11 protein-coding genes are annotated in these 13482 nt (G+C 63.8%); 3 read left to right on the forward strand and 8 right to left on the reverse strand.

Annotated features, from left to right (window positions below; genetic code table 11):
• Positions 1-4 precede the first annotated feature (4 nt).
• The 8 genes from tsaE to K9B37_RS14625 all read right to left on the reverse strand — a co-directional run bounded on the left by tsaE (position 5) and on the right by K9B37_RS14625 (position 9874).
• Positions 5-1579: a tRNA (adenosine(37)-N6)-threonylcarbamoyltransferase complex ATPase subunit type 1 TsaE gene (gene tsaE, locus K9B37_RS14590; protein WP_224313979.1), complete on the reverse strand. Its 1575-nt coding sequence runs from the start codon at positions 1577-1579 to the stop codon at positions 5-7.
• Between the two features lie 30 nt (positions 1580-1609).
• A complete protein-coding gene (locus K9B37_RS14595) occupies positions 1610-4174 on the reverse strand; it encodes a sensor histidine kinase (protein ID WP_224313981.1) in 2565 nt (854 codons plus the stop codon).
• Between the two features lie 361 nt (positions 4175-4535).
• Positions 4536-5966: an adenosylhomocysteinase gene (gene ahcY, locus K9B37_RS14600; protein ID WP_224313982.1), complete on the reverse strand. Its 1431-nt coding sequence runs from the start codon at positions 5964-5966 to the stop codon at positions 4536-4538.
• A 106-nt stretch (positions 5967-6072) separates the two neighbouring features.
• Complete coding sequence (locus K9B37_RS14605; protein WP_224313984.1) at positions 6073-6399, reverse strand: HPr family phosphocarrier protein; 327 nt, start codon at positions 6397-6399, stop codon at positions 6073-6075.
• A gap of 15 nt (positions 6400-6414) precedes the next feature.
• Positions 6415-6816 (reverse strand): PTS sugar transporter subunit IIA, encoded by a 402-nt coding sequence (locus K9B37_RS14610; protein WP_224313985.1) that lies wholly within the window; start codon positions 6814-6816, stop codon positions 6415-6417.
• A 90-nt stretch (positions 6817-6906) separates the two neighbouring features.
• Positions 6907-7377, reverse strand: coding sequence for an HPr kinase/phosphorylase (locus K9B37_RS14615; protein WP_224313987.1), 471 nt, complete (start codon positions 7375-7377; stop codon positions 6907-6909).
• Positions 7374-9152, reverse strand: coding sequence for a sensor histidine kinase (locus K9B37_RS14620; protein ID WP_305072161.1), 1779 nt, complete (start codon positions 9150-9152; stop codon positions 7374-7376). Before K9B37_RS14620 ends, K9B37_RS14615 begins: the two co-directional genes overlap by 4 nt.
• 23 nt (positions 9153-9175) lie before the next feature.
• Positions 9176-9874, reverse strand: a complete 699-nt coding sequence (locus K9B37_RS14625) for a response regulator transcription factor (RefSeq protein ID WP_224313989.1) — start codon at positions 9872-9874, stop codon at positions 9176-9178.
• A gap of 370 nt (positions 9875-10244) precedes the next feature.
• Between K9B37_RS14625 and K9B37_RS14630 the strand changes: the two genes are divergently transcribed.
• Genes K9B37_RS14630 through K9B37_RS14640 form a run of 3 tightly spaced genes read left to right on the forward strand, consistent with a single transcriptional unit; the run spans position 10245 to position 13442 of the window.
• The gene (locus K9B37_RS14630; RefSeq protein WP_224314149.1) at positions 10245-11855 is read left to right on the forward strand and encodes a phosphoenolpyruvate carboxykinase; all 1611 of its coding nucleotides are present in this window, start codon (positions 10245-10247) and stop codon (positions 11853-11855) included.
• A 45-nt stretch (positions 11856-11900) separates the two neighbouring features.
• Positions 11901-12341, forward strand: a complete 441-nt coding sequence (locus tag K9B37_RS14635) for a hypothetical protein (protein WP_224313991.1) — start codon at positions 11901-11903, stop codon at positions 12339-12341.
• A 6-nt stretch (positions 12342-12347) separates the two neighbouring features.
• Positions 12348-13442, forward strand: a complete 1095-nt coding sequence (locus K9B37_RS14640) for an NAD(P)/FAD-dependent oxidoreductase (protein WP_224313993.1) — start codon at positions 12348-12350, stop codon at positions 13440-13442.
• The last annotated feature ends 40 nt before the right edge of the window (positions 13443-13482 follow it).

Genomic DNA, 13482 nt, shown 5'->3' on the forward strand with positions numbered 1-13482 from the left:
GAACTCAGGGCGCGGAGGAAGTGTCGTCGGCGGGAGGATGTGGAATGAGGCGCGGCAGGTAGGCCTCGTACCAGGCGCGCAGACGCGACAGGGCGGGATGGGCAAGATTGCGTGCCAGATAGGTCTCGATCCGCGGCAGGTGCTTGAGGTAGTGCGGCTTGCCATCGCGGCGGTCGAGCCGCGCGAAGATGCCGAGGATCTTCGTAGCGCGCTGCGCACCCATGATGGCGTAGGCGCGCGCGAAGGCCGCAACGTCGAATTGCGGATCGCTTGCCTTGCGCTCGCGGGCATAGAGGCCGATCAGCTTCAGTTCGAGATCCGGCGACACTGTCGTTCGCGCATCCTGAAGAAGAGACGCGACGTCGTAGGCAGGAGAGCCCAGCACCGCATCCTGGAAGTCGATGACGCCGACCCGCTGAAGGCCTTCCCGCTCCGGCATCCAGATCAGGTTCGGCGAGTGATAGTCGCGCAGGGTCCAGGTCGTCGGGCCAGCGAGGATCTCCGCCAGGGTTTCGGTCCATAGATTGACGAACTCAGCCCGTGCCGAACCCGAAAGTAGGCTGCCGATGATATGTGGCACGTACCAGTCGGGCAGAAGCTCCACTTCGATCAGCATGGCCTCGAGATCGTAGGGCGGCAGCGTGTATTCCTGTCCTTCCGTGACGGGGAGTACGTCCGGCAGGGATGCGGCATGCAGGTGAGCGAGCACACGCACGGCTTCCGCGTAGCGCTCCGGAATCGGGCCATTCGTATTCACGACAGGCTCGCTGCCGAGATCCTCAAGGATGAGAAGGCCCGTGTCCAAGTCCTCGCCGTAGATCTCCGGCGCGCTCAGTCCCTGGGCGCGCAGGGCCTTATCCATCGCCACGAAGGCATGCACCGTCTCGGCCAGCTTCGCGATGGTTGTATAGGGTTTGCCGCGCCGGACGGGCGGTCCGACGGGCCGCGGCGGGGAAATCATCAGGAGAGAGGTTTCCCCATCGGGTTTCACGAGGCGCTCATAGGAGCGGATCACGGAAGCGTCGCTCTGCATGGGAACCCGGATCGCATCGGTCCAGCCGCTGCGATCCACGAGGGCGTGGAAGGCCTTGAGCCGCTGCAGTCGTCCACTGAATCCGCCGATCCCCGTGAGGATCGCGATGCGCCCCGCGTTTGCACCACCGGGGGCAAAATCCAGATGGACGTCGAGGCGCTCCGCCTTAAGGGCATCGTCGGCCCGCTCCGGCCACTCCACGAGCGAGATGGCGTTCTCCGTCATCTCATCCCATCCGAGCTCGTAAAGCTCCTGGCCGCCGCCGAGGCGATAGAAATCGGCGTGAACGACCGGGTGATGTGCCCCCTCATAGGATTGGACCAGCGTGAAGGTCGGGCTCGGGACTTCGAGGTCGGGATTGCCCGCCAGCCCGCGCACCAGGGCACGGGCCAGGGTGGTCTTGCCGGCCCCGAGGCCGCCCGACAGGGTGACGAGATCGCCCGGGCGCAGTTCGTCGATGAGGAGCCGCGCCAGGCGCTCGGTGGCCTCCTGGTCGGGCAGGGCAAGGACCCAGGTCGGATCCTGCCAGTCGTCTTGCGCGGTCATGAAAGCCAATCCCTTCGCCATCGCCGATCCCTATTCTGCCGCCAGCGGTGGCACCGCCTGGGGCGCGGAGCGGCCATCGGAGGGCGACTCGTACCGTTCGTTGGGGAAGATGCAAGTCACGATGGTGCCTACGCCCGGGGTGGAGGCCAGTTCGATACGCCCGCCATGCAGCTCCACGAAGGAGCGCACGATCGAAAGGCCCAGGCCCACGCCCCGGTGGCGAGTCCCCAGGGTATGGCTCTCGAACCGGTCGAAGATCCGCGCTTTGATCTCGGGCGGGATGCCGCGGCCCTGGTCCTTCACCTCGAAGATCACCTCGCCGCCGCGCTTGCGGGCCGAGACCGTGATGTTCTGTCCCGGTGAAGAGAAGCCGACCGCGTTCGACAGGAGGTTGAACAAAATCTGGCGGACACGTTTTCCGTCGGCGACGAAGGAGCCGATGTCGTCGGGCGCGTCGATGATCACCTGGAGGGACGACTCCGCCAAACGGTCCTCGAGGCCCCGCATTGCGGCCTCGATCGTGGGGCGGATATCGACGACTTCTGGCGTCAGTTCGAGGGAACCTGTATCGATCGATGCGAGATCGAGAATGTCGTTCAGGATCGCCAGCAGCGACTCCGACGAGCGCATGATGTGATCGGTGTAATCGCGCTGACGGGGGTTGAGCGTGCCCATCGTCTCGTCGCCGAGAAGCTGCGCGAAGCCGATGACGTTGGTGAGCGGCGAGCGCAGCTCGTATGACACGTGGTGCACGAATTCGTCACGCAGCCGCGAGGCTTTCTCCAAAGCTTCGTTGCGCTCGGTCAGCGCGCGCTCCACGTTCACGCTGGCCGTGACGTCGACGAAGGTCAACAGTGTCGCACCATCCGGCAGCGGTTGCGCGGCGCAGTCGAGAGCCGAACCGTCGCGGCGCTCCATGCGGCAGCTGAATCCCATGCGCATGTCGGGCAGCCCTGCGACCGCTCCGCGAATGTCGATCCAGGGTTCGTCCTGCGGTGCCAGCTTGCGGCACGCTTTAATGAGCACATCGATATGCGGCAGATCGGCCGTCAGCTCCGTGGGCAGGTTCCACATGTCCGTGAGTGCACGGTTGAAGAGTTTGAGGCGTCCGTCGGAGCCGAACACCGCAACGCCTTCCTTCAATGTATCAAGCGTCTCCGACTGGACGCGGGTGAGGGCAGTCACCTGCGATTCGAGTTGGATATGTTCGCTCACGTCGTCGAACAGATAGGTCACGCCGCCCTGCGGATTTGGATTCATCACCACGCGCAGCGTGCGGCGGTCGGGCAGGTGCCACCAGGTTTCCTGCGAGTCGACGGCGCGGTAGCTCGTCAGAAACTCGTTCTTCCAGGCGCGAAAATCCGCCTGCTCCGGAAGCTTGCGTGCAGCATAGAGCCGGTCGAGCACTTCACCGTCTGTCGGGCGCGATGCGAGGAAGGCGCTGTCGAGGCCCCAGAGCTGCTGATAGGCAGCGTTGCTGAAGATGAGCTGTTGCGCTCCGTCGAAAATCGCGACCGCCGTCGGCAGCTGGTCAAGGGTGCGGACATGAGCGTCCATCTGACGCTGCAGGTCGGTGCGCACGGCTTCGAGTTCTGACACGTCGATGGCGATGCCGGCGCTGCCGCTCGGTGTCGGATGCTCTACCACGTCGAGGATCGAGCGTCGTCCCGCCAGCACGGTCGTGACGCGCGCCGAGAAGGCGCCGCCGTTCTGGCGCTGACGCAGGGAATCCTCGCGCGTGCGCTCACCCAGGAGATCGAGCGAGCGTGAGGTGGCATCCGCGAGATTGGCGGCCTCGATGGATCGCAGATAGGCTTGGTTCGCCCAGATCAGCCGATCGTCCTCGTCGCGAATCCAGAGCGGATAGGTAATGGCGTCGAGCAGGGTCGTCATGGCACGCAGGTCGTCCTGCGCGCCCGTGAGATCGGAGCGTACGGTCAGAAGCTCCGCCCGGTCGATGGTCACGTCCCGCAGACGCAGGATCGCCCGTCCGCCGACCGTTCTTCCCTCGACGTCGAGGAATCGGTTGGCGAGGCTTCGGGCTGTGAGATGGAACGACTCACCTCGCTGTCGGAGTTGTTCGAGAGCTGAATCGAGTGCCGCCGCGTCGGCCGGGGCCAGCCAGGCACCGAAGGCAAGTGCCCGTTGCGCCGGGGCGCCGCTTCCGATGATCGACGGGTCGCCTTCGAACCGGGGTTCCGCGTCCCGCCCTTGCCAGCTCACCAGGAGTTGACGCTCGGATCCCATCAGAAGATTCGCAAGATCGTCTGCTCCGCGAAGGGACAGCATCTCGGCGCGCAGGGCGCGCTCGACGCGGGCATGGCGCCTCTGCTCGCGTAAGAGCAGCAGCGCGGTTGTGGTGGAAAATGCCACCAGACCGAAAAAGAGCCCGAAATAGGCTGCGTTCTCGAGCTTCCAGCCGTGCAGCAGAGCGGCGAGTTCCGCCGCCTTGTCGGTCAGCGAGAGCGGCAGCTCCGCGGCCAGCGCCGGCCATGAGATACCCGTCAGCAGGGTTGCAGCGAGAGGCATGAGGGCGAACCGACGCGGTCCATTCGCGCCTCGGTCGTCGTCCTGCTGCTCCTTTTTCCGGGTCATCCGGTGCTGTCCTTCTCCACGTGCTGCCTGACGCCAGGCCAAGGCAATCCTGATCCCGGTGCGCTCCTGCGCTGCTGGGACAGGTTCTATCTCTCCATGAACGGAACTGCGTCCCGGTTCGCTAAACCCGACAATGACCGGACGAATCGCGTTCACTCTAGACACCCCCGACTCCGCCAGAAAGGGGGTTAAGGTCCCCTTAAGCTTCCTTTGGAAAACCTGTGAACAAGCTGTCGATCTGCATTGCAGCGGAGCTGGATCTCAGGGTCAAGGCTGCCGATTCGGAGGGGAAGGGGTAGCCGGCAAGGCACGAAAAAGCCCGGCGGAGCCGGGCTTTTCCAAGACGGATGAGATGGGCTGCTCAGTAGCGGTAGTGGTCCGGCTTGAACGGGCCCTTCTCCGAGACGCCGATATAGGATGCCTGATCGGGACGCAGCTTGGTGAGCTTCACGCCGATCTTCTCCAGATGCAGGGAGGCGACCTTCTCATCCAGGTGCTTGGGCAGGGTGTAGACCTTGCGCTCGTACTTGCCCTGGTTCGTGAAGAGCTCGATCTGGGCCAGCGTCTGGTTGGTGAACGAGGCCGACATCACGAAGGACGGATGCCCCATGGCGTTGCCGAGGTTCACGAGGCGACCTTCGGAGAGCAGGATGATGCGATGCCCGTCGGGGAACGCGATCTCGTCGACCTGCGGCTTGATGTTGTTCCACTTGAGGTTCTTCAGGCCCGCCACCTGAATCTCATTGTCGAAGTGCCCGATGTTGCAGACGATCGCCCGGTCCTTCATGGCGCGCATGTGGTCGAGGGTGATGACGTCCTTGTTGCCGGTGGCGGTGACGAAGATGTCGGCGCGGGGAGCCGCGTCCTCCATCGTCGTGACCTCGTAGCCTTCCATCGCGGCCTGCAGGGCGCAGATCGGATCAACTTCGGAGACGAGCACGCGGCAGCCGGCCTGACGGAGCGAAGCGGCGGAGCCCTTGCCCACGTCGCCGAAGCCCGCGACCATGGCGACCTTGCCTGCCATCATCACGTCCGTGCCGCGACGGATGCCGTCGACGAGAGATTCACGGCAGCCGTAGAGATTGTCGAACTTCGACTTGGTGACCGAGTCGTTGACGTTGATCGCCGGGAAGAGGAGCTTGCCCTCCTTCTCCATGATGTAGAGCCGGTGCACGCCCGTGGTGGTCTCCTCGGAGACGCCCTTGATCGACTTGGCGAGCTCGCCGAACCAGCCCTTCGGCTTCTCGTTCAGGAGCCGCTTAATCAGCGCGAAGAAGACTTCCTCTTCCTCAGAGCCCGGCTTGTCGAGGAAGGCCACGTCGCCCTGTTCGGCGCGAAGCCCCGCGTGGACCAGCATCGTGGCATCACCGCCGTCGTCGAGGATCATGTTTGGCATGCCGCCGCCGTGCCAGTCAAAGAGCTTGGCGGTGTAGTCCCAGTACTCCTCCAGGGTCTCGCCCTTGTAGGCGAAGACGGGGATTCCGGCGGCCGCGATGGCGGCAGCGGCGTGGTCCTGGGTGGAGTAGATGTTGCAGGACACCCAGCGGACGTCGGCGCCGAGAGCCTTGAGCGTCTCGATCAGCACCGCGGTCTGGATCGTCATGTGGAGCGAGCCGGCGATACGGGCGCCCTTCAGGGGCTGCTTCGGGCCGTATTCCTCGCGCACGGCCATCAGGCCAGGCATTTCGGTCTCGGCGATCGAGATCTCCTTGCGGCCGAAATCGGCAAGGCTGATATCTTTGACGACGTAGTCGCGCGCGTCGTTCGCGCTCTTCGCGGCAGCTTGGCTCATGGAACTCTCTTGGGCTTGGGTTGCACCGGTGGATTGGCGCCGTGTTTAGCAGAGAGCCGGAAGAGAGGCAATCAACATATAAAGATGTCTTTATATGTTTTTCCGCTCACTCATCCTCGCCGAATTTGTTGGAGACGAGATCGTCAATCGCCTGGAGGCAGAAATTTGCGTCCTCGCCCTTGGCGGTGACGGTAATGGTGGTGCCCTGCGCGGCGGCCAGGGTCAGGAGACCCATGATCGAGCGGCCGCCGACGGTTTCGCCGCAGCGGGTGACGGTCACATCGGAATCGAAGCGCTCGACCGTCTGCACGAACTTGGCGGAGGCGCGGGCATGCAGCCCACGGCGGTTGGTGATTCTCAGTTCGCGGACCTGAGCACCGTCTGGAACGGTGGCCGGCGGGCAGTCGCAATCCTCTTCGGCTGAGCGGTCCATTACATTCCTTCCACGCTACTTTCCGGTCAGGACGCGCGATGCAATGTTAATATATTTGCGCCCTGCTTCCTGAGCATGCGAGACGGCATCCGTCAACGTCTCCTCGTCGCGCACGCTGGCCAGCTTGATGAGCATCGGCAGGTTGATGCCGGCGACGACCTCAACGGCATTGCCGTTCATGCAGGACAGCGCCAGGTTCGAGGGCGTTCCTCCGAACATGTCCGTGAGGACCACGACGCCCTGACCCGAATTGACGCGGCAGACGGCGGCCATGATGTCCTTGCGCCGCGTCTCCATATCGTCGTCGGGTCCGATCGTGATCGTTTCGAGCTGCTCCTGAGGCCCCACTACGTGCTCGAGCGCAGCCTTGAATTCCGTCGCGAGTTGCCCGTGGGTGACGAGCACCATGCCAATCATAATGTTACTGGTCCGATCGCTCCGTTGAGCGGAGCCGCTATTTTGTGCACCGCGAAGCTAAGCGCAAGAGCATCGAAGATAAAAACTTCATCACAGTGTCACGACCGCGTCGTAGACACCGCTCAGGCTGCCCAGGGCGAGGTCCAGCAAAGGTGCCCCAGTTTGGGCCCGAATGCGACGGAGCAAGACGCCGCAGAGCCGAACCTGCGACTCCGCACCCTCGGGATGACGCTCCGGCGCGTCCTCCGACAGGTCGATGACCAGGCGGATGACGGCGGCGGCCTCGAAGGAAGCGCGCACGATCCCGATCCCCCGGACTTCCCGATACCCCGCAATGGTCGTAACCGGCCTTGCCACAAGGCGGCCGTGGGCAGCTTCCAGCCGGGTTCGATCATCGCTGACGATGCCTGAGAACAGGCCCTCGGCCCGCGCCTGGCGCACCATTTCCCGAGCCATGGTCGACTTGCCGGAGCCGGAAGCTCCACGGATCAGAATGCCGGCCTCGCCGATCGCGATGCAGCCGGCATGTACGGTCTCCCGGTCGGCCAGAGGCGCGGTCATCCCGTCTGGCCCGCCGCCGGCAGGCGGATGACGAAACGCGCTCCGAGCCGCCCTGGCTCCCCGGTCTCGTCCGGCGGTCCGAGCCGGTTCTCTGCCCGGATCGTTCCCCGATGGGCCTCGATGATCTGCCGCGAGATCGAGAGACCGAGGCCCGAGTTCTGGCCGAAGCCTTGTTCGGGGCGGTCGGTATAGAAGCGCTCGAAGATCCGGTCGAAGGCATGGGGCTCGATTCCCGGGCCGTCATCCTCCACGACGATCTCGACGTCGGTCTTGCGCCGCCTCAGGAAGATCCTCACCGTCCCCTCTGGGGGCGAGAAGGACCGGGCATTGTCGATGAGGTTGTTGAACACCTGGCCCAGGCGGTTGTCGTGGCCGAGGATCATGAAGGGGTTGCGGCCGGATGGTTCCGTCTTGAGCAAGACCGGGGGATCGCCCTCGCGTCGGCGCTCGTTGGCAACCGAGACGACAGCTTCCAGGAGCCGCGCCATGTCGATGGGTTCCGCATCCGCTCGCGCCAGCTCCGCATCGAGGCGGGAGGCGTCCGAGATGTCGCTGATCAGCCGGTCGAGACGCTTCACGTCGTGCTGGATGATGGACATGAGCCGCTGCTGGGAATCCTCGCTGCGCGCCAGCGGCAGGGTCTCGACTGCGCTGCGCAGGGAGGTCAGCGGATTCTTCAATTCATGGGCGACATCGGCTGCGAAGCTCTCGATGGCGTCGATGCGGTTGTAGAGGGCCCGCGTCATATCACGCAGGGCCCCGGACAGATGGCCGATTTCGTCGGACCGCCGGGTGAAATCCGGGATTTCCTGGCGGGACTTGGTGCCCCAGCGAACTCGCTCCGCCGCTTCCGCCAGCCGGCGTACGGGGCCGGCAATGGCGTTGGCCAAAAGCAGCGAGAGCACGATCATGACCAGCGCGGCGACCAGGAAGACCTGGAGCAGAGCGAATCGCTCCGAGTCGATGATCCCGTCGATGTCACCCCCTTGGGTCGACAGAAGCAGCACACCCTGGACCGCTCGGAAGCGCTGGATAGGAACGGCGACCGAGACGATGGTCTCGCCGCGGACATTGGTGCGCACCTCGGACGCCCGCTGGCCGCCGAAAGCCTGCTGGACCTCGGGGAGGGACTTGCCGTTGTTAGGTCCTGGCTCCTCGTAGGGGATGCGCTTCTTGCGGACGAAGAATCCGCGGACGGTATTCCAGCCGCGCTCGATGAAGCTCGTGTCCTCGTCCGCGACGGGCGGCAGATCCTGACGGAGAATGTCACCACGGGAGTAGAAGTTGCGCGAGTCGAGCAGGAGGGCTCCCTCGCGGTCGAAGATCCGGGCGCGGGTGCGGGTCGGGGTCACCAGCCGGCGGAGGAGGGGAGCGACTCGCTCCGGGTTGATGGAGAATTCGAGCGGCGAGAAGCTCTCTTCGTTGAAGCGCTCGGTCTGGCCGGCCTGCATTTGCAGGAGCTTGTCCGGATCGATGGTGATCGTGTCGGTCTCCACCGTGGCCGAGCTGGCGATGGCGCCGGCGATGATCTCTCCTTGGGTCAGGAGGCTCAGGACCCGCGCTTCGATCAGCCCCTGCCGGAACTGGTTGAGGTAGAGGAATCCGATCAGGAGGGCGACGAGCCCGCCCAGATTGAGCACCACGATCCGCCGCGTCAGGCTCGACGAGGTGCGCCGCATCAGCATATGGCCGAAACGCCTCAACCGCGCGAGAAGGCCACGCGGAGCAGGAGGATCGTCGGTCACGGCTTCGGCGTCGATCGGGTCAGCCTTCATGCCTCACTCAGGGCTATCGGACGTCAGCCTTCCTTGAAGCGATAGCCGACGCCGTAGAGGGTCTCGATCATTTCGAAGTTGGGGTCAACCGACTTGAACTTCTTGCGCAGCCGTTTGATGTGGCTGTCGATGGTGCGGTCGTCCACGTAGACCTGATCGTCATAGGCCGCGTCCATCAGGGCGTTGCGGCTTTTCACCACGCCGGGACGGGTGGCCAGAGCCTGCAGGATCAGGAACTCCGTCACGGTCAGCGTTACGGGCTCGCCCTTCCAGGTGCAGGCGTGGCGCTCCGGATCCATCTTGAGCTGACCGCGCTCCAGGGCCTTCGCATCGGCCTCCCGGGGGGCCGATTGATCGCGGGGTGCGAAGCGCCGCAGGACGGCCTTCACGCGCTCGACGAGGAGCCGCTGGGAGAACGGCTTCCGGATGAAATCGTCGGCGCCCATCTTGAGGCCGAACAACTCGTCGATCTCCTCGTCCTTCGAGGTCAGGAAGATCACCGGCAGATCGGATTTTTGGCGCAGTCGGCGCAGCAGCTCCATACCGTCCATGCGCGGCATCTTGATGTCGAAGATCGCCAGGTCCGGCGGGGCATGCTTCAGACCATCGAGAGCGGAGGCGCCGTCGGTATAGGTCTGGATCCGGTACCCCTCCGCCTCGAGGGCGATGGAAACCGAGGTGAGGATGTTGCGATCGTCGTCGACGAGAGCGATCGTTGGCATGAACTCTTCCTTGCTAGAATCGGCTGGCATCGGCGCGTTGCCGGATAACGCCTGAGGCGACAAAACGTGCCGAACTGCGCCTTTCTGATGGCATAAGTAAGATCTCCCCGGCAAAGCGCCAGAGGGGGAGAGCCGATCGGGACTTTAAGGGGGCCATCCCAACCGGAGATGAACGGGGATGAAGGGGTGCCCGTCGGCAAAATGGAATGAAATGGAACGGCTTTGGTTGACGGCGACGCTTCATAGCCTAAACAATGCCTTTTACCCGGGGCCGGAAGAAACTTTATACCGCCCGGGAACATTGTAAGAGCCGCCATCAGGCATGGCATCCGGGCCGCGTTCCGCGGCCGGCGATCAGGAGAAGTCTTTCGTGGACACTATCGGCGTCTTCAACAGCGCACACGGCGCTGAAGCCATCGGCTTCCGCAATCTGAAACGGGTCTATTGGAACCTCGAGGCCCCCGCCCTCTATGAGCAGTCCCTGACCCGCGGCGAGACCAAGCTCGTCCAGGGTGGCGCCCTTCTGGCTGAGACCGGCGTGCATACCGGCCGTTCCCCCAAGGACAAGTTCGTGGTGCGGGACGCCGCGACCGAAAGCGCGGTCTGGTGGGAGAACAACGGCGCCATCACGCCCGAGCAGTTCGACATCCTGCTCAAGGACTTTCTCGCCCATGCGGAAGGCAAGGAGCTGTTCGCCCAGGATCTCCATGGCGGCGCGGACCCGGCCTATCGGGTCAAGGCGCGGGTCTTTACGGAATATGCTTGGCATTCCCTGTTCATCCGCAACCTGCTGATCCGTCCTGAGCAGGGCGAGCTGAAGGGCTATGTCCCCGATCTGACCATCATCGACCTGCCTTCGTTCAAGGCCGACCCTGCCCGGCACGGCTGCCGGACGGAGACCGTGATCGCCTGCGACTTCACCCGGAAGATCGTCCTGATCGGCGGCACGTCCTATGCGGGCGAGATGAAGAAGTCCGTGTTCACCTATCTCAACTACGCTCTGCCGGCAGAGCACGTGATGCCCATGCACTGCTCGGCAAATGTCGGCCGCTCCAACGACGTGGCGGTGTTCTTCGGCCTCTCCGGCACCGGCAAGACGACCTTGTCCGCCGATCCGAACCGGACTTTGCTCGGCGACGACGAGCATGGTTGGGGCCCGAACGGGGTCTTCAATTTCGAAGGCGGCTGCTACGCCAAGACGATTCGCCTGTCCCGCGAGGCTGAGCCTGAGATCTTCGCCACCACGGAACGCTTCGGGACGGTGCTGGAGAACGTGATCATCGACCCGATCACCCGCGTGCCGGATTTTGACGATGCGTCGAAGACCGAGAACACGCGCTGCGCCTATCCGCTCGACTTCATTCCCAATGCGAGCGCCACCGGCCGTGCGGGCATTCCGAAGAACATCGTGATGCTCACCTGCGATGCCTTCGGTGTTCTTCCTCCCATCGCCAAGCTGACGCCGGCGGAGGCCATGTATCACTTCCTCTCCGGCTACACCGCGAAGGTGGCCGGCACGGAAAAGGGCGTGAAGGATCCGGAAGCCACGTTCTCGACCTGCTTCGGTGCACCGTTCATGCCGCGTCACCCATCCGTCTACGGCAACCTGCTGCGCGATCTCATCGCCAAGCACCACGTGGATTGCTGGCTCGTGAACACCGGCTGGACCGGCGGCAAGTACGGCACAGGCAGGCGCATGCCGATCCGTGTCACGCGCCGCCTGCTCACGGCTGCTCTCGACGGTTCGCTCTCCCGCGCCGATTTCCGTCGCGATCCCTATTTCGGCTTCGCGGTGCCGACCTCGGTGCCGGGCGTCGAGCCTCATATCCTCTACCCGGTCAAGACCTGGGCCGATAAAGCGGCCTTCGCCCAGACCGCGAAGCGTCTCGTCGATATGTTCAACGAGAACTTCAAGCGCTTCGAGGCCCATGTGGATGCGGACGTGAAGGCCGCGGCTCCACAGATGTCGATTGCGGCTTAGCGAACTTCGTTACAGTTCACTTCAAAGCGGTGTAAAAGGCGGTCCATGGGCCGCCTTTTCATTTCACGCCATCAAATCGTGGCGCTGTCAGTCAGCGCTGGGTGTCTTGCCGCTTCCCCGGCTTTGGCGGAGGTTTGCGACAAAGTTCTGGGAGAGGCGGCGCCTCTCTGGCTGATGCATGCCCCTTTGTGGATTTATGTGGTTCGGGAATTCTTCTCCGTCGTCACCCTGATCCTGCTTGGCATTGCAATTCTGAATCTGTTCGAACCGGGAATGCGCTGGCTTACTTTGGCAGCGGCAATAGTCTCGATGCCGATTGCTTGGATATCCGTGCAGGAAAACCTTTCCCCTCATCCCATTCTCGATGCCGCGCGGGGGGAGGGATGTGGCGGAAGCTACCTTGCAGGTGCTATCGTCTCTCCCATCGCCACAGCGATCCTGCTGGCATCCTTCTTCTATGTCACGCTTCGCAAGAGAAACTCGTAAGCACTGATGGATATCCTCGTCGTCGGAGCCGGTGTGGTCGGTCTCGCCATCGCCCGTGCGCTCGCGCTGCGCGGCCATGCGGTGATTGTTGCGGAGGCGACGGGCGGAATCGGCAATGGCGTGTCTTCCCGCAACAGCGAGGTGATTCACGGCGGCATGTATTACCCGTCGGGATCCCTGCGCGCCCGCCACTGTGTCGCCGGGCGACGGATGCTCTACGATTTCTGCGAGAGCCACGGCGTTCCGCATGCCAGATGCGGCAAGCTCATCGTCGCAACGAACGACCTGGAGCAGGCGAAGATCGAGGGGATCTACCAACAGGGCATCTCGAATGGGGTTGAGGGCCTCTCCTTCCTGACGGGCGCCGAGGCGCGGGCGCTGGAGCCGAACCTCGCCTGCACCGGTGCGGTCCTTTCGCGTGAGACGGGCATTATCGACAGCCACGCGCTCATGCTCGCGCTCCAGGGCGATCTGGAACAGGCCGGCGGCATGATCGCGTTCCACTCGCCCGTGAAAGGCATCACGCGTGCCGGAAGCGGATGGGAGGTGCATGCTGGTGGCGCCGAGCCGGCGGTTCTTCCCGTCGATGCGGTGGTCAATGCGGCTTCCCTGCATGCTCAAGAGCTGGCGCGATCGACGGAAGGTTATCCGGAAGACCGCGTGCCGCCCCTCGTTCTCGCCAAGGGCAACTATTTCGGATGTCTCGGCAGGCCGGCCTTCTCGCATCTGATTTATCCGGCTCCCGTCGACGGCGGCCTCGGGACCCACGTGACCCTCGACCTCGCCGGTCGAATGCGCTTCGGCCCGGATGTCGAATGGATCGAGAGCGAGGCCTACAAGGTCGATCCGGCGCGCGCAGAAAGCTTCTACGCCTCGATCCGCCGCTATTGGCCGGGGCTTCCTGACGGCGCTCTGGTTCCCGATTATGCGGGTGTTCGCCCGAAGTTGACCGGTCCCGGCGAGAAGCCCGCGGATTTCGTCATCGACGGGCCGCAGGAACATGGGCTGCTCGGCCTGGTGCATCTCTTCGGGATAGAAAGCCCAGGACTGACCTCGTCCCTGTCGATCGCCGAGGATGTGGCGAAGCGATTGAGCAACTGATCTGTCGTCATTCCGGGCTCGCACCTGCGATGCGCCCCGG

This window comes from Microvirga puerhi, assembly GCF_020089865.1.
Classification (GTDB): Bacteria; Pseudomonadota; Alphaproteobacteria; order Rhizobiales; family Beijerinckiaceae; genus Microvirga; species Microvirga puerhi.